The organism is Enterobacter sp. 301B (assembly GCF_003850715.1).
Lineage (GTDB): Bacteria > Pseudomonadota > Gammaproteobacteria > Enterobacterales > Enterobacteriaceae > Enterobacter > Enterobacter intestinihominis.
On the sequence record NZ_PQTC01000011.1, the window covers coordinates 19113 to 35060 of the forward strand.

Consider the following 15948-nt stretch of genomic DNA (forward strand, 5'->3'; position numbering starts at 1 on the left):
TCAGAGGGGCTTACACTTCCAGGAAGTTCATGATCCCGTCAGCCGCTTTACGGCCTTCGGCAATCGCCGTGACCACCAGGTCAGAGCCGCGAACGATGTCGCCACCGGCGAAGATTTTCGGGTTGCTGGTCTGGAACGCGTTGTCGCTGCCTTCCGGCGCAATTATGCGGCCCTGAGAGTCCAGCTCTACGCTGTGCTTCGCCAGCCACTCCATGCTGTGAGGACGGAAACCAAACGCCATCACCACGGCGTCAGCCGGGATCACGTGTTCAGAACCGGCCACGATCTCCGCGCGACGACGGCCTTTCGCATCCGGCGCGCCCATCTCCGTGCGCGCCATCTTCACGCCGCTCACTCTACCGTTGGCATTCACCTCAATACCCAGAGGCTGGATGTTGAACTGGAACTCCACGCCCTCTTCACGCGCGTTTTTCACTTCGCGCTTAGAGCCCGGCATGTTCTCTTCGTCACGACGGTAGGCGCAGATGACGTGCGCCGCGTTCTGACGAATGGAGGTACGCACGCAGTCCATCGCGGTATCACCGCCGCCCAGCACCACCACGCGTTTGCCTTCCATGCTGACGAACGGCTCATCGGCGGTCTCACCGTAGCCCATGATCTGCTTGGTGTTGGCAATCAGGAACGGCAGCGCGTCGTACACGCCCGGCGCATCTTCGTTCTCCAGGCCACCGCGCATGGACTGATAAGTACCCACGCCCAGGAACACGGCGTCGTAATCCTTCAGCAGGTCGTCGAGCTGCACGTCACGGCCCACTTCCACGTTCAGTTTGAACTCAATGCCCATGCCGGTGAAGATTTCGCGGCGGCGGGTCATCACCTCTTTCTCCAGCTTGAAGGCCGGGATACCGAAGGTCAGCAGGCCGCCAATCTCAGGGTGGCGATCAAAGACCACCGCTTTCACGCCGTTACGGGTCAGCACGTCCGCACAGGCAAGGCCTGCCGGGCCCGCGCCAATAATCGCCACGCGCTTGTCGGTTTGACGCACACCGGTCATATCCGGCCGCCAGCCCATTTCGAACGCTTTATCGTTGATATAACGTTCGATGTTGCCGATGGTCACCGCGCCAAACTCGTCGTTCAGCGTACAGGAGCCTTCACACAGACGATCCTGAGGGCACACGCGGCCGCACACTTCCGGCAGGGTGTTGGTCTGATGAGACAGCTCGGCGGCTTCAAAAATACGCCCTTCGTTGGCCAGCTTCAGCCAGTTCGGGATGTAGTTATGGACCGGACACTTCCATTCGCAGTAAGGGTTACCGCAGGACAGGCAGCGGTCTGCCTGTGCTTTGGCCTGGCCTTCTGAAAACGGCTCGTAGATTTCAACAAATTCAATTTTACGGATCTTCAGCGGTTTCTTTGGCGGATCAACACGCTGAAGGTCGATAAACTGGTAAACGTTCTGGCTCATCTGAATTCCTTACTGCGCCTGCACGCGCAGCTCTGCTGCGCTACGACTACGGTGACCCAACAGGGCTTTAACATCGCTGGACTTCGGCTTAACCAGCGCAAATTTCGCAGAGAACGCCGGCCAGTTGGCCAGGATCTCTTCGCCGCGCGAAGAACCGGTATGCTGCACGTGTTCGGTAATTAAGCCGCGCAGGTGTTCTTCGTGGATGGCCAGCGTATCAACGTCCAGCACTTCCACCAGTTCCGGGTTCACGCGTTTGCGGAACTCACCGTCTTCATCCAGGACGTAGGCAAAACCGCCCGTCATGCCCGCGCCAAAGTTCACGCCGGTTTTACCCAGGACGCACACAATTCCGCCCGTCATGTATTCACAGCCGTTATCGCCGATGCCTTCCACCACGGTGATGGCACCGGAGTTACGCACCGCAAAACGCTCGCCCGCACGGCCCGCGGCAAACAGACGACCGCCGGTTGCACCGTACAGACAGGTATTGCCGATGATGCTTGCTTCATGGCTGCGGAAGGCTGAACCAACCGGAGGACGCACCGCCAGCAGACCGCCCGCCATGCCTTTTCCGACGTAGTCGTTGGCATCACCGGTCAGGTATAACTCAACGCCGCCCGCGTTCCACACACCGAAGCTCTGACCCGCGGTACCGCTGAAGTGCGCGGTAATCGGATCCGATGCCAGGCCCTGGTCACCGTGCGTTTGCGCGATGTAACCGGAGAGGGATGCACCCACGGAACGATCGGTGTTGCGGATATCAAACCAGAACGTTTTGCTCTGCTTCTCGTCCACGTACGGCTTCGCCTGTTGCAGCAGCTGCGCGTTCAGCACGCCGTTGTCGAACGGCGGGTTGTTCTCGGTGCAGTAAACCGCTTTGCCAGGATGCGGCTGAGCGGTTTCCAGCAGCTTAGACAGCTCCAGCTTCTGCTGCTTGGCCGTGAAGCCCTCAAGCTCTTTCAGCAGGTCGGTACGGCCAATCAGATCCACCAGACGCTTCACGCCCAGCTGCGCCATCAGCTCGCGGGTTTCACGGGCGATGAAGTCAAAGTAGTTAGTCACTTTGAACGGGAGGCCGTGATAGTGATTCTTACGCAGCTTTTCGTCCTGGGTAGCAACGCCCGTTGCGCAGTTATTCAGGTGGCAAATACGCAGGTATTTACAGCCGAGCGCAACCATCGGGCCGGTACCGAAGCCGAAGCTTTCCGCACCCAGAATCGCCGCTTTGATGATGTCGAGGCCGGTTTTCAGCCCGCCGTCTACCTGCAAACGGATCTTGTGACGCAGGCCGTTGGCGACCAGCGCCTGCTGGGTTTCCACCAGGCCAAGCTCCCACGGACAACCCGCGTATTTTACGGAGGAGAGCGGGCTTGCGCCGGTGCCGCCGTCGTAGCCGGCGATGGTGATCAGATCCGCATAGGCTTTCGCCACGCCGGTAGCGATGGTGCCAACGCCCGGCTCGGAAACCAGCTTCACGGAGATCATCGCTTTCGGGTTGACCTGTTTCAGGTCGAAAATCAGCTGCGCCAGATCCTCGATAGAGTAAATATCGTGGTGCGGCGGCGGGGAGATCAGCGTCACGCCCGGCACCGAGTAGCGAAGCTTAGCGATGTACGGGGTGACTTTATCACCCGGCAGCTGACCGCCTTCACCCGGTTTTGCCCCCTGCGCGACCTTAATCTGGATCACGTCGGCGTTAACCAGGTACGCAGGCGTTACGCCGAAACGGCCGGACGCTACCTGCTTGATACGGGACACTTTATTGGTGCCGTAACGGGCAGGATCTTCACCGCCTTCGCCGGAGTTGGAGTTGCCGCCGATGCTGTTCATGGCTTCCGCCAGCGCTTCGTGGGCTTCCGGGCTCAGCGCGCCGATGGACATCGCCGCGGTATCGAAACGTTTGAACAGTTCAGATGCGGGTTCAACCTCGTCAATGCTGACCGCTTCCTCACCCGGATTGAGGGCAATGAGATCGCGCAGCGTCGCCGCCGGACGGTTGTTCACCAGATCAGCATACTGCTGATAATCGCTGTACTCGCCGCTTTGCACCGCCTGTTGCAGTGTGCGCACCACGTCCGGGTTATAAGCGTGATACTCACCCCCGTGAACGTATTTCAGCAGACCGCCCTGTTCCAGCGGCTTACGTGCCAGCCAGGCGCGTTTTGACAGGTTCACCAGATCCTGCTGGAAGTCAGCAAAGCCTGCGCCACCAATACGGCTGATCACGCCCTGGAAGCAGAGGTTGGCAACGTCGTCATGCAGACCGACCGCCTCAAACAGCTTCGAGCAGCGGTAAGAGGCGATGGTCGAGATGCCCATTTTGGACATGATCTTGTACAGACCTTTGTTGATGCCGTTACGGTAGTTCAGCATCACAGCACGGTAGTCTTTGTCGATCGCGCGGGTATCCACCAGGCGGGCCAGTGTTTCGTAGGCCAGATACGGGTAGATCGCCGTGGCGCCAAAGCCTAACAGCACCGCAAAGTGGTGCGGGTCGCGCGCGCTCGCAGTTTCAACGATGATGTTGGCATCGCAGCGCAGGCTCTTGTCCACCAGACGCGTCTGGATAGCCCCCACCGCCATGGGTGCAGGCACCGGCAGACGGTTTTTCGCGATGTTGCGGTCAGACAGCACCAGCAGAACGGTGCCGTTACGCACCATCTGCTCGGCTTTGTCGCACAGCGCGTTCACCGTCTCTTCGAGGCTCGTTTCGGTCACGTCGAAGGTGATATCGAGCGTGTCGGCGCGATAGTGCTCCTCGGTCATGGTGGTGAGCTGTTTGAAATCGGAGTACAGCAGGATCGGTGATTTAAAGGTCAGACGGTGCGCCTGACCTTCGGCTTCACAGAATACGTTCATCTCACGGCCGATGCTGGTGGCCAGCGACATGACGTGGGCTTCGCGCAGCGGATCGATTGGCGGGTTGGTGACTTGCGCAAACTGCTGACGGAAATAGTCGTAAATAATGCGTGGCTGGCTGGAGAGCACAGCAAACGGGGTATCGTCACCCATTGAGCCGACCGCTTCCTGGCCGTTTTCGCCGAGCACGCGAATAACCGAGTCCAGCTCTTCCGCGCTGTAGTTAAACTGCTTCTGGAAGCTCGCGAGGGTGTCATCGTCCAGCTCGCGTCTACCCACTTCTTCGTCTGACAGATCTTCAAACGGCACCAGACGACGCACGTTTTTCTCCATCCACTCTTTGTACGGATGGCGGCTCTTCAGATCGTTGTCGGTTTCAGCAGAGTGCAGAATACGCCCACCGCGGGTGTCAATCACCATCAGCTCGCCCGGTCCGACGCGGCCTTTCTCGACCACTTCGTCTGGCTGGTAATCCCAGATACCCACTTCAGAGGCACAGGTGATGAGCTTGTCTTTGGTAATGACATAGCGCGCCGGACGCAGACCGTTACGGTCCAGGTTACAGGCGGCAAAACGTCCGTCGGACATAACGATGCCTGCCGGGCCATCCCACGGCTCCATGTGCATGGAGTTAAAGTCAAAGAACGCGCGCAGCTCAGGGTCCATATCCGGGTTGTTCTGCCAGGCCGGCGGTACAAGCAGACGCATGGCGCGCACGATATCCATCCCGCCCGCCAGCAGCAGTTCCAGCATGTTATCCATTGAGCTGGAGTCCGAGCCGGTTTCGTTCACGAACGGCGCGGCATCGTGCAGGTCCGGGATCAGCGGGGTCTGGAACTTATAGGTACGGGCGCGGGCCCACTGGCGGTTACCGGTGATGGTGTTGATCTCACCGTTGTGCGCCAGGTAGCGGAACGGCTGAGCCAGCGGCCAGCGTGGAACGGTGTTGGTGGAGAAGCGCTGGTGGAACAGGCAAATGGCCGATTCCAGACGCAGATCCGCCAGGTCCAGGTAGAAGCGCGGCAGGTCAGCCGGCATGCATAGACCTTTATAGATGTTCACCAGGTTAGAGAGGCTACAGACGTAGAACTCTTTATCGTCCTGAAGACGTTTTTCAATGCGGCGGCGGGCAATAAACAGACGGCGTTCCATATCACGCGGACGCCAGCCCGCAGGCGCGTTGACGAAAATCTGTTCAATACGAGGCAGCGAGGAGAGGGCGATTTCACCGAGCACCCCTTCGTTGGTTGGCACATCGCGCCAGCCGACAATCGACAGGGTTTCACGCTGAAGTTCTTCTTCAACGATGCGGCGTGACGCGGCAGCTTTTTCAGGATCCTGATTCAGGAACAGCATACCGACAGCGTAGTTTTTGGCTAAACGCCAGCCGCGCTCTTCCGCCACGATGCGGAAGAAACGATCCGGTTTTTGCAGCAGCAGACCGCAACCGTCGCCGGTTTTACCATCGGCAAGGATGGCGCCACGGTGCTGCATACGGGCCAGTGCGTGAATAGCAGTACGCACTACCTTGTGGCTAGGTTCGCCTTCTATGTGGGCGATCAGGCCGAAACCACAGTTATCCTTCTCAAGGGATTTATCGTACAACATATCAGTGAACCTCCCCAGGCTCGTCGGGCTTCCCACTGAACTTTACCGTGGCGCACAGGCGCAGAAAGAGCATGGCGACGGGGTTAGCGTTTCATACGCGGACCTCGCATTCGCCCTCTTTTTCATCCTTTCGCGCAGGTAAACAAGTTTGAGGACTTGCTTCAGAGGGAATCTCAATTACTGCATAAATATGATGAGCAGGCCGCTCATCCAGAAAGCTTCCAGCGGATTTCCAACTTATCGGGAATTGGTACACAGGTCAAATGGCAATCTTATTTATACAAAAATGTGCTAAAGAGTGGTCATATTGTTGTTTTTATTGATGATTTCACTATTTTTACAACCACTTAAAGCGCCGGGAAGGTGCAGGGGAGTGTGATCTGACTCACTATATGAAAGCGGTATTATCAATGCAGCGTGCTGAAATGCAGATTTATAGCAGAATAATAATCTGGGGTGGCATTCAAACCCGCATAAAATCACTGTTTTTCAGACCTGGCGCTATAAATGAAAAAAACCATCAGAACATAAGGAAAAGTAATTACGTGCAAGGTGAATGAAATCTCGGTAATCGTGATTATTTATTCAAATAGATAAAGGCCGTCCAGGGCGATTGATCCAGGTCATCGCCGACAGAGGCTAAAAATGGCAGGCTTGTCCCCTTTCTTCGGGACGGTCTATCAGATTATGCAGTTACAGAAATTAGTCAATATGTTTGGTGGGGATCTTTTGCAGCGCTACGGACAAAAGGTTCACAAACTGACGCTGCACGGCGGCTTTAGCTGTCCGAACCGCGATGGCACCATCGGGCGTGGTGGCTGCACCTTCTGTAACGTGGCCTCGTTTGCTGATGAAGCTCAACAGCATAAATCTATCGCTGAACAGCTCGCCCATCAGGCGAGTCTGGTGAACCGCGCGAAGCAATATCTGGCCTATTTCCAGGCCTACACCAGCACGTGGGCGGAGGTGCAGGTGCTGCGCGCTATGTATCAACAGGCGGTTGCTCAAGCGAACATTGTCGGGCTGTGCGTGGGGACGCGTCCGGACTGCGTGCCGGACGCCGTGCTGGATTTACTTAGCGAGTACAAAGAGAAGGGCTACGAGATCTGGCTGGAGCTGGGCTTGCAGACCGCGCACGACAAAACCCTGCACCGTATCAATCGCGGGCATGATTTTGCCTGCTACCAGCGCACCACGCGTCTCGCCCGCGAGCGTGGATTAAAAGTCTGCTCGCATCTGATTGTCGGCTTGCCGGGAGAAGGGCAGCAGCATGGCCTTGAAACGCTGGAAAAAGTCGTCGAGACCGGCGTGGATGGCATTAAGCTGCACCCGCTGCATATCGTTACGGGAAGCATTATGGCGAAAGCCTGGGAAGCGGGGCGGTTAAGTGGCATCGAACTCGACGACTATACGGTGACGGCGGGGGAGATGATTCGCCACACGCCGCCGGAGATTGTTTACCACCGCATCTCGGCAAGCGCCCGCCGCCCAACGCTTCTGGCACCGCTCTGGTGTGAGAACCGCTGGACGGGGATGCTGGAAATCGACCGCTATCTACAGGAGAACGGCGTACAGGGGTCGGCGCTTGGCCGCCCGTGGGTTCCACCGCTACCGGCGACGGCCGCCTAACAGACTTCCCAGCATGCCGCGCACTATCTGGTTGGTAATCTGACGCGTCGCGCTTTTTGCCATGGTCTGCACCACGCCATCGCGTTTGCCGCCGCGCGGCCCGGTGCTGCCGAACAGAATATCTTTCAGCCCGCCGAGAATGCCGTCGTCCACGGCTACAGATTGCCCTTTGGCGGCAGGCGCATTCTGCGATTCGGCAGTCGCCTGCACCCCTTTTTGCAGCATCTCGAACGCGGATTCGCGATCCACCTCGTCTTCATACTTCCCGTACACCGGGGAGTGGTTGATCAGGCCGTTGCGTTCATCGTCCGTTACTGGCCCCATGCGCGAGCAGGGCGCAATCACCATCGCGCGCTCGACAACTGTCGGGCTGCCTTTTGCATCGAGGAACGAAATCAGCGCTTCACCGGTGCCCAGCGCCTGAATGGCGGTTTCGGTATCAAAGGCCGGATTGGCACGCATGGTTTGCGCCGCGGCTTTCACCGCTTTCTGATCTTTTGGCGTAAAGGCGCGCAGGGCATGCTGCACGCGGTTACCCAGTTGCCCCAGTACGTTGTCCGGAATATCCGACGGGTTTTGCGACACAAACCAGACCCCGACGCCTTTGGAGCGGATCAGGCGGATAACCTGTTCAATTTTATCCAGCAGCACCTGCGGCGCGTCGTTAAACAACAGGTGCGCTTCGTCAAAGAAGAACACCAGTTTGGGTTTTTCCAGATCGCCTGCTTCCGGCAGTTGTTCGTAGAGTTCAGAGAGCATCCACAGCAGGCTGGCGGCGTAGAGCTTCGGCATCTGGTAGAGCTTCTCTGAGCTCAGAATGTTGATGATGCCTTTGCCGCTGCTGTCGGTGCGCATCCAGTCTTTGATATCCAGCATTGGCTCGCCGAAGAAATGCTCGGCGCCCTGTTGCTCCAGCGTCAGGAGCCCGCGCTGAATGGCGCCCACCGAGGCGCTGCTGATATTGCCGTACTGGTTCTGGAAGGATTTGGCGTTATCGCCAATGTACTGGGTGATGGCGCGCAGATCTTTGAAGTCGAGCAGCAGTAAGCCCTGATCGTCGGCGATACGGAAGATAATGTTCAGCACCCCGGACTGCACGTCGTTAAGATTAAGCAGACGGGCCAGCAGCAAAGGGCCGAGGTCGGAGACGGTGGCGCGCACCGGATGCCCTTTTTCGCCGAAGATATCCCAGACCACCACTGGATTACCGTGCGGCGTCCAGTCCGTGATGCCGATATTTTTCAGGCGCTCGAGCAGTTTTTCTGACGCCGTGCCTTCCTGAGCCACCCCGGTTAAATCGCCCTTCACGTCAGCCATAAAAACCGGCACGCCAGCCTCGGACAATGACTCAGCCAGCTTTTGCAGGGTGACGGTTTTTCCCGTCCCGGTCGCGCCGGTGATCAGGCCATGACGGTTCGCCATCGCGGGCAGTAAAAACAGCTCTTTTTCCAGCGTCCTGGCGATTAACAATGGTGTACTCATGATGCACGTCCTCTCGTAGTCCTGGGTGGAGTATAGGCAACCTGACGGCAAAATGTCTGCGTAAATTCCTCACTTTGCGGCGCATTATCCAGTGCGGACTATGCTTTTGCATACGGTAAACAAAATTTTGGGAAACTATGTCCAGATTCTTTTTTAACGACCGCAAACAGCTTGTCAACGATGCCATTGAAGGCATACTTCTCTCCGCGCCGCACGGTAATCTCGTCAAACTGGATATCGATCCGGCCATCCGCGTGGTGGCACGCGGCGACTGGGATAAAAGCCGCGTGGCGGTGATCTCCGGTGGCGGCTCCGGCCATGAACCGGCACATGCCGGGTTCGTCGGTAAAGGCATGCTTACCGCAGCGGTGTGTGGCGATTTGTTCGCCTCCCCAAGCGTGGATGCGGTCCTCAATGCCATTGTGGCGGTGACGGGCGATCGTGGCTGCCTGCTGATTGTGAAAAACTACACCGGCGACCGGCTTAACTTTGGCCTGGCGGCGGAAAAAGCCAAACGCTACGGCCTGAAGGTGGAGATGGTTATCGTCGCGGATGATATTGCCCTGCCGGATAACAAGCAGCCGCGTGGTATCGCGGGAACGGCGCTGGTGCATAAGATTGCGGGATATGCGGCAGAGCAGGGGAAATCGCTAAACGACGTGCGGGATATAGCGCAACAGGCCTGCGATAACCTCTGGAGCCTGGGCGTGGCGATGCAAACGTGCAACCTGCCGGGCAGCGATGATGAAGAGGGGCGCATAAAACAAGGCCATGTCGAGCTGGGTTTGGGCATTCACGGCGAGCCGGGAGCTTCCGTCGTGGATACGCAAAACAGCAAAGCCATTATCGACACGCTGGTGACGCCGTTACGCGCGCAGGCGGGGGACGGGCGCTTTGCGGTGCTGATCAACAACCTCGGCGGCGTGTCAGCGCTGGAGATGGCTCTGCTCACCAAAGAGCTGGCGCATTCGGCGCTGAAAGAGAACATAGCGTATCTGATTGGCCCGGCGCCGCTGGTGAGTGCGCTGGATATGAAAGGCTTTTCTCTGACGCTGCTGAAGCTCAACGATTTCTTCGAGAAGGCTATTCACGCCGAGGTCGAGACGCTGGGCTGGCAGAAGCCCGTCGCGTTCGCGCCCCTGCGTACCGTCCCCCATAGCGCCCTTCGTGACCGCGTGGAATATACCCCATCGGACAATCCGCAGGTGAGCGAGGCCGTCGCTTCGGTAACGAAGACATTGATCCAGCTGGAAAACCGCCTCAACGCGCTGGATGCCAAAGTAGGCGATGGCGATACGGGCTCCACCTTTGCGCAAGGGGCGCGGGATATTGCGCAGCGACTTGAGGAGAACAACCTGCCCCTTAACGACGTGCCGACATTACTCCTGCTGGTGGGGGAGCGGCTGGCTACGGTAATGGGCGGGTCGAGCGGGGTGCTGATGTCGATCTTCTTCACGGCGGCAGGACAAAAGCTTCACGATGGACAGCCGCTACCAGAAGCATTGTTGAGCGGACTGGCGCAGATGAAGCAGTATGGCGGTGCAGATCTTGGGGATCGCACGCTGATCGACGCCCTGCAACCGGCGCTGGAGGCGTTAAGGGATAGCGATCTGCGGACGGCGGCGCAGGCTGCGCAGCAGGGCGCCGAAGCAACGGCAAAAATGGCGAAAGCCGGCGCGGGACGCTCGTCGTATGTCAATAAAGAGAACCTGGATGGGGTGATGGATCCGGGAGCGGTCGCGGTGGCAGAAGTACTTAACGTATTGGTGCGGCAGTGAAAGTAGGCCGGGTCAGGCGAAGCCGCCACCCGGCAAACTCACATCAGAAATCCGCTTTCAACACTACGCGGTAGCGGGCTTTACCGTCGCGCACGTGCTGGATTGCTTCGTTGATTTTTGACATCGGATACAGTTCGGTGGTCGGCGCCACTTTTGTGCGTCCGGCAAACTTCATCAGCTTGCGTAACTCATATGGCGTGCCGGTAGCAGATCCGGATACGCTGCGATCGCCGCCGATCAGGGTAAACGCCGGAACCGGCAGCGGCTTCATCACCGCACCCACGGTGTGGAAGTTACCACCGTAGGCCAGGGCCTCAAAGTACGGCTGCCAGTCGAGATCGACGTTGACGGTGTTGATGATCAGGTCAAACTGACCTGCCAGAGCGGTGAGCGCCTCGGGATCGCGACTGTTCACCACTTTATCCGCACCCATCGCCAGCACTTCCTGCTCTTTCGCCGGGTTAGAGCTGAACGCCGTCACTTCACAGCCCATCGCGTGCAGCAGTTTGATGGCAATATGCCCCAGCCCGCCAATACCGATCACGCCCACGCGGCTGGTGGCAGTTACGTGATGCATCAGCAGCGGTTTAAATACGGTGATACCGCCACACAGCAGCGGACCTGCGGATTCAATATCAATGCTGTCCGGCAGCGGGATAACCCATTGCCAGTCGGCGCGTAGTTTATCGGCGAAACCACCCTTGTTCAGGATGGTCGGCGTAGCGCCCTCAAGGCAGTTGATCTGGTTACCGCTAATACAGGCGTCGCAGTGGCCGCAGCTGCGTGCCGTCCAGCCGATACCCACGCGCTGGCCCACTTTCAGCCCTTTGTCCTGCGCGGCGCTGCCGAGCGCCACGACGCGGCCAATGACTTCGTGCCCGGCAACCAGCGGATAGCTGGAAAAGCCCCATTCATTGTCGATCATCGAGAGGTCTGAATGGCAGATCCCGCAGTAATCCACCTGTACTTCGACGTCTTCCGCTTTTAGTTCGCCCGCATCGTACTCGTACAGCTCAAGTTCTGCACCCGCCTGCGGTGCGGCGTAGCTTTTTATCTTCGACATCGCGTTTCCCCTGTTTTGGTGTGAACTGTGAGTGTAGAGCATTCAGTTTACAGACGCTTAACAGAAGACGGCAGGAACAAAACTTACAGACTTTTCAGCATCCTGACTTCGCAGTCCACGTGGCCCGTGCAGCCCAGTGGGGCATCGATATGCTCAAAGCCCAGATGCTCATACAGGCCAATGGCCTCTTTAAGGAAAGCGGTGGTTTCAAGGTAGCAACGTTTAAAGCCCTGTGAGCGTGCATGTTCCAGGGCGACCAGCGCCAGCTTTTTCGCCAGGCCTTGTCCGCGTATCGTTGGCAGGAAATACATTTTCTGGAGTTCACAGATATCCGGCTCGCTGCAGAGCAGGGGGGCAATGCCGCCGCCGCCCACGACCTGGCCGTCCTGCTCGATGACCCAATAGGCATGGCCCGGCTGGCTGTACAGCTGAAAAAGTTCGTCCAGATTGGGATCGGCCACGGTGTAGCCTTTGTCGGCGGTCAGGCCATATTCGGCCGATACCGTGCGGATAACGGCGGCGATAGCCGGGTTGTCCTGCTCAGTGATCCGACGCATTGTCGTCGCGACGGGGGTAATCACGCTCATAGCATTACTCATGACAAAAATTGACACACAACTGCTGTTAATAGCACCGCAGAAAGGGGAGTGCAAGCGAGGAGTTTTCAGGAAGGATACCCCTTACGCCCTGAAGCGTAAGGGGTAAAAGCATTACAGGGCTGCAATAACCGCCTGCTGCTCGATCAGTTTGGTCTTCGCATCGGCGAAGGCAACCAGACGCTCACGCTCTTTGGCGATGACCGCTTCCGGCGCGCGGGCCACAAAGCCCTCGTTCGCCAGTTTGCTTTCGATTTTGCCAATTTCCACGTCGACTTTCGCCACTTCTTTCGCCAGACGAGCCAGCTCAGCGTCTTTGTCGATCAGGCCCGCCATCGGGATCAACAGCTCCGCGCCGTCGATAATTTTGGTCACGGAAACCGGACCTTTATCATCGGCAGGCAGCACGGTGATGCTTTCCAGACGCGCCATGGTTTTCAGGAAGGTGTTGTTCTCGGTGACGCGACGAACGGCAGCTTCGCTGCAACCGCGCAGCAGCAGCTCCAGTGGTTTACCCGGAGCGATGTTCATTTCCGCGCGGATGTTACGTACCGCAACGATCGCCTGTTTCAGCCACTCGGTATCCGCAGACGCGGCTTCATCCACTTTCGCGGCATCGAATGCCGGGAACGGCTGGAGCATGATGGTATCGGCGTTAATACCGGCAATCACCTTCACGCGCTGCCAGATGGTTTCGGTGATGAACGGAATGATCGGGTGCGCAAGGCGCAGCAGACCTTCCAGGACGGTAATCAGCGTATTACGCGTACCGCGCAGCTCTGCCTCAGTGCCGCCGTTCATGACCGGCTTCGCCAGCTCCAGATACCAGTCACAGAACTGGTTCCAGGTGAATTCGTACAGGATGCCTGCCGCGATGTCGAAGCGGTAGCTGTCCAGCGCGTCGCGGAACGATTTCACCGTCTGGTTAAATTCCGCCAGGATCCAGCGGTCTGCCAGAGACAGGGTCATTTCGCCGCCGTTAAAGCCGCAATCCTGATCTTCGGTGTTCATCAACACGAAGCGGCTGGCGTTCCACAGCTTGTTACAGAAGTTACGGTAACCTTCGAGACGCTTCATATCCCAGTTGATGTCACGACCGGTGGAGGCCAGCGCCGCCAGGGTGAAGCGCAGGGCGTCGGTACCGTGAGATTCGATCCCGTTCGGGAACTGCTTCTCGGTACGCTTGCGGATTTTCTCCGCCAGCTGCGGCTGCATCATGTTGCCGGTACGTTTTTCCAGCAGCTCTTCCAGAGAGATACCATCAACCATGTCCAGCGGGTCGATAACGTTACCCTTGGATTTGGACATCTTCTGGCCTTCGTCGTCGCGGATCAGGCCGGTCATGTAAACGGTATGGAACGGAACCTGCGGCTTGCCATCTTCGTCTTTGATGAAGTGCATGGTCATCATGATCATGCGGGCGATCCAGAAGAAGATGATGTCGAAGCCGGAGACCATCACGCTGGTTGGGTGGAACTGACGCAGCGCGTCGGTGTTTTCCGGCCAGCCGAGGGTCGAGAAGGTCCACAGCGCGGAAGAGAACCAGGTATCCAGCACGTCTTCGTCCTGGCGCAGCGCAACGTCAGCGCCCAGGTTGTTTTCCTGACGCACTTCCTCTTCGGTGCGGCCAACGTAGACGTTGCCTTCATTGTCGTACCACGCCGGGATACGGTGACCCCACCACAGCTGACGGGAGATACACCAGTCCTGAATATCGCGCATCCAGGAGAAGTACATGTTTTCGTACTGCTTCGGCACGAACTGAATGCTGCCGTTCTCAACCGCTTCCACAGCCGGTTTCGCCAGCACGTCGGCACGCACGTACCACTGGTCGGTAAGCATTGGCTCGATAACCACGCCGCCACGGTCGCCGTACGGCACGGTCAGATCGTGAGGTTTAATCTCTTCCAGCAGGCCGAGCGCGTCCACGGCGGCTACGACGGCTTTACGCGCGGCAAAGCGCTCCAGCTTCTGGAACTCAGCCGGGATGTCGCTGGAATAAACGTCGGATTCGTTGCCTTTGGTGTCGTACACTTCTGCGCTTTCGCGGATATCGCCGTCGAAGGTCAGAATGTTGATCATCGGAAGTTGATGGCGACGACCGACTTCATAGTCGTTAAAGTCATGCGCCGGGGTGATTTTCACGCAGCCGGTGCCTTTTTCCATGTCGGCGTGTTCGTCGCCCACAATCGGAATACGGCGGTTCACCAGCGGCAGCACCACAAATTTGCCGATCAGATCTTTATAGCGCGGATCTTCCGGGTTAACGGCCACGCCGGTATCGCCCAGCAGGGTTTCCGGACGGGTGGTCGCCACCACCAGGTAATCTTTACCGTCTGCGGTTTTTGCACCGTCGGCCAGCGGATAGCGGATGTGCCACATGGAGCCTTTAGACTCGCGGTTTTCCACTTCCAGGTCAGAGATGGCGGTACGCAGTTTCGGGTCCCAGTTGACCAGGCGTTTGCCACGGTAAATCAGGTCTTCTTTGTACAGGCGCACGAAGACTTCTTTCACGGCGTTGGACAGGCCTTCGTCCATGGTGAAGCGCTCACGCTCCCAGTCCACGGAGTTGCCGAGACGGCGCATCTGACGGGTAATAGTGCCGCCGGATTCCGCTTTCCACTGCCAGATTTTGTCGATAAACGCGTCGCGACCGTAGTCGTGGCGGGTTTTACCCTCTTCAGCGGCAATTTTACGCTCCACCACCATCTGGGTCGCGATACCCGCGTGGTCAGTCCCCGCCTGCCACAGGGTGTTTTTACCCTGCATACGCTGGTAGCGGATCATGGTATCCATGATGGTCTGCTGGAAAGCATGCCCCATATGCAAACTGCCGGTGACGTTCGGCGGCGGGATCATGATGCAGAAGGACTCTTTGCTTTCGTCGCCGTTAGGCTTGAAATAGCCCTGCTGTTCCCAGTGCTCGTAAAGCGGCTGTTCGATATCGCGTGGGTTATATGTCTTTTCCATTATTTCCAGGTTGCCGTATTCAGGTTAAAACCGGCCAGGCGGTACGCTTTGTAGCGTTCGCGCGCCAGTTGTTTCAAAGATTCTTCGTAAGGGACAAAGTCTACCACTTCTGTGAAAGCGGTGGCAAAATCTGCAAAGTCTGTCCGCAGGCTAATGAGAATGTCGCGCGCGCTGCTGTTGCGTTTTTGCGGCCAGGCAATCTCCACCGGTGCCCCGCCGCGTGGACCTTCGCCCGACAGGTTATGCGGAACAAAACTCTCCGGCGGGCGCGCCCATAGCGCTTCATCCAGACGAATCGCCTGCTGCTCATCTTCACAGGCAATCAGGACGCGTTTACCTGCGCGCCAACGTTCTGCGGCAATTTCACACACCAGTTGTTCAACGGCGCTGAGGCCATCCTGATGGGTGTCATTGTCCAGAAGGTAGAACGTTGCATTCTTCATATATGGGGTTTCTTGTCGTGGATTTAAATGCAAAGCCGGGTGGCGCTACGCTTACCCGGCCTACGGTTGAGTGACGTTGTAGGCCGGG

9 protein-coding genes are annotated in these 15948 nt (G+C 57.8%); 2 read left to right on the forward strand and 7 right to left on the reverse strand.

Annotation, left to right across the window (positions count from 1 at the left end):
• Positions 1 to 10: 10 nt before the first annotated feature.
• Together gltD and gltB are read right to left on the reverse strand one after the other, a co-directional pair.
• Positions 11 to 1429, reverse strand: a complete 1419-nt coding sequence (gltD, locus tag C3451_RS13505) for a glutamate synthase subunit GltD (RefSeq protein WP_045622114.1) — start codon at positions 1427 to 1429, stop codon at positions 11 to 13.
• A gap of 9 nt (positions 1430 to 1438) precedes the next feature.
• On the reverse strand, positions 1439 to 5899 hold the full coding sequence (gene gltB, locus C3451_RS13510) for a glutamate synthase large subunit (protein ID WP_023307071.1): 4461 nt from the start codon (positions 5897 to 5899) through the stop codon (positions 1439 to 1441).
• 687 nt (positions 5900 to 6586) lie between these two features.
• Here gltB and C3451_RS13515 point away from each other — a divergent pair.
• Complete coding sequence (locus C3451_RS13515) at positions 6587 to 7528, forward strand: TIGR01212 family radical SAM protein (protein WP_096147825.1); 942 nt, start codon at positions 6587 to 6589, stop codon at positions 7526 to 7528.
• Here C3451_RS13515 and C3451_RS13520 read toward each other — a convergent pair.
• Positions 7508 to 9010, reverse strand: a complete 1503-nt coding sequence (locus C3451_RS13520) for a helicase HerA-like C-terminal domain-containing protein (RefSeq protein ID WP_045622112.1) — start codon at positions 9008 to 9010, stop codon at positions 7508 to 7510. The two genes, C3451_RS13515 and C3451_RS13520, sit on opposite strands and share 21 nt — an antisense overlap.
• Positions 9011 to 9147: 137 nt before the next feature.
• On the opposite strand from C3451_RS13520, the gene C3451_RS13525 reads away from it, so the two are divergent.
• Positions 9148 to 10788, forward strand: a complete 1641-nt coding sequence (locus C3451_RS13525; protein ID WP_045622111.1) for a dihydroxyacetone kinase subunit DhaK — start codon at positions 9148 to 9150, stop codon at positions 10786 to 10788.
• A 43-nt stretch (positions 10789 to 10831) separates the two neighbouring features.
• Here the strand turns inward: C3451_RS13525 and C3451_RS13530 are convergent, their stop codons facing one another.
• The 4 genes from C3451_RS13530 to holC all read right to left on the reverse strand — a co-directional run bounded on the left by C3451_RS13530 (position 10832) and on the right by holC (position 15860).
• Positions 10832 to 11851 carry an NAD(P)-dependent alcohol dehydrogenase gene (locus C3451_RS13530; RefSeq protein WP_022649538.1) on the reverse strand — a complete coding sequence of 340 codons (1020 nt, stop codon included), beginning with the start codon at positions 11849 to 11851 and terminating at the stop codon, positions 10832 to 10834.
• An 83-nt stretch (positions 11852 to 11934) separates the two neighbouring features.
• The gene (locus tag C3451_RS13535) at positions 11935 to 12438 is read right to left on the reverse strand and encodes a GNAT family N-acetyltransferase (RefSeq protein WP_003861887.1); all 504 of its coding nucleotides are present in this window, start codon (positions 12436 to 12438) and stop codon (positions 11935 to 11937) included.
• A gap of 123 nt (positions 12439 to 12561) precedes the next feature.
• The gene (locus tag C3451_RS13540; protein ID WP_023298725.1) at positions 12562 to 15417 is read right to left on the reverse strand and encodes a valine--tRNA ligase; all 2856 of its coding nucleotides are present in this window, start codon (positions 15415 to 15417) and stop codon (positions 12562 to 12564) included.
• Positions 15417 to 15860 (reverse strand): DNA polymerase III subunit chi, encoded by a 444-nt coding sequence (gene holC, locus C3451_RS13545; RefSeq protein ID WP_003861884.1) that lies wholly within the window; start codon positions 15858 to 15860, stop codon positions 15417 to 15419. The genes C3451_RS13540 and holC overlap by 1 nt, the downstream gene beginning before the upstream one ends.
• Positions 15861 to 15948 lie beyond the last annotated feature (88 nt).

What these genes read in the sequence shown, in the direction of transcription:
- gltD (WP_045622114.1), bottom strand. Translation starts at nt 1,429, where the DNA reads ATGAGCCAGAACGTTTACCAGTTTATCGACCTTCAGCGTGTTGATCCG.
- gltB (WP_023307071.1), bottom strand. Translation starts at nt 5,899, where the DNA reads ATGTTGTACGATAAATCCCTTGAGAAGGATAACTGTGGTTTCGGCCTG.
- C3451_RS13515 (WP_096147825.1), top strand. Translation starts at nt 6,587, where the DNA reads ATGCAGTTACAGAAATTAGTCAATATGTTTGGTGGGGATCTTTTGCAG.
- C3451_RS13520 (WP_045622112.1), bottom strand. Translation starts at nt 9,010, where the DNA reads ATGAGTACACCATTGTTAATCGCCAGGACGCTGGAAAAAGAGCTGTTT.
- C3451_RS13525 (WP_045622111.1), top strand. Translation starts at nt 9,148, where the DNA reads ATGTCCAGATTCTTTTTTAACGACCGCAAACAGCTTGTCAACGATGCC.
- C3451_RS13530 (WP_022649538.1), bottom strand. Translation starts at nt 11,851, where the DNA reads ATGTCGAAGATAAAAAGCTACGCCGCACCGCAGGCGGGTGCAGAACTT.
- C3451_RS13535 (WP_003861887.1), bottom strand. Translation starts at nt 12,438, where the DNA reads ATGAGCGTGATTACCCCCGTCGCGACGACAATGCGTCGGATCACTGAG.
- C3451_RS13540 (WP_023298725.1), bottom strand. Translation starts at nt 15,417, where the DNA reads ATGGAAAAGACATATAACCCACGCGATATCGAACAGCCGCTTTACGAG.
- holC (WP_003861884.1), bottom strand. Translation starts at nt 15,860, where the DNA reads ATGAAGAATGCAACGTTCTACCTTCTGGACAATGACACCCATCAGGAT.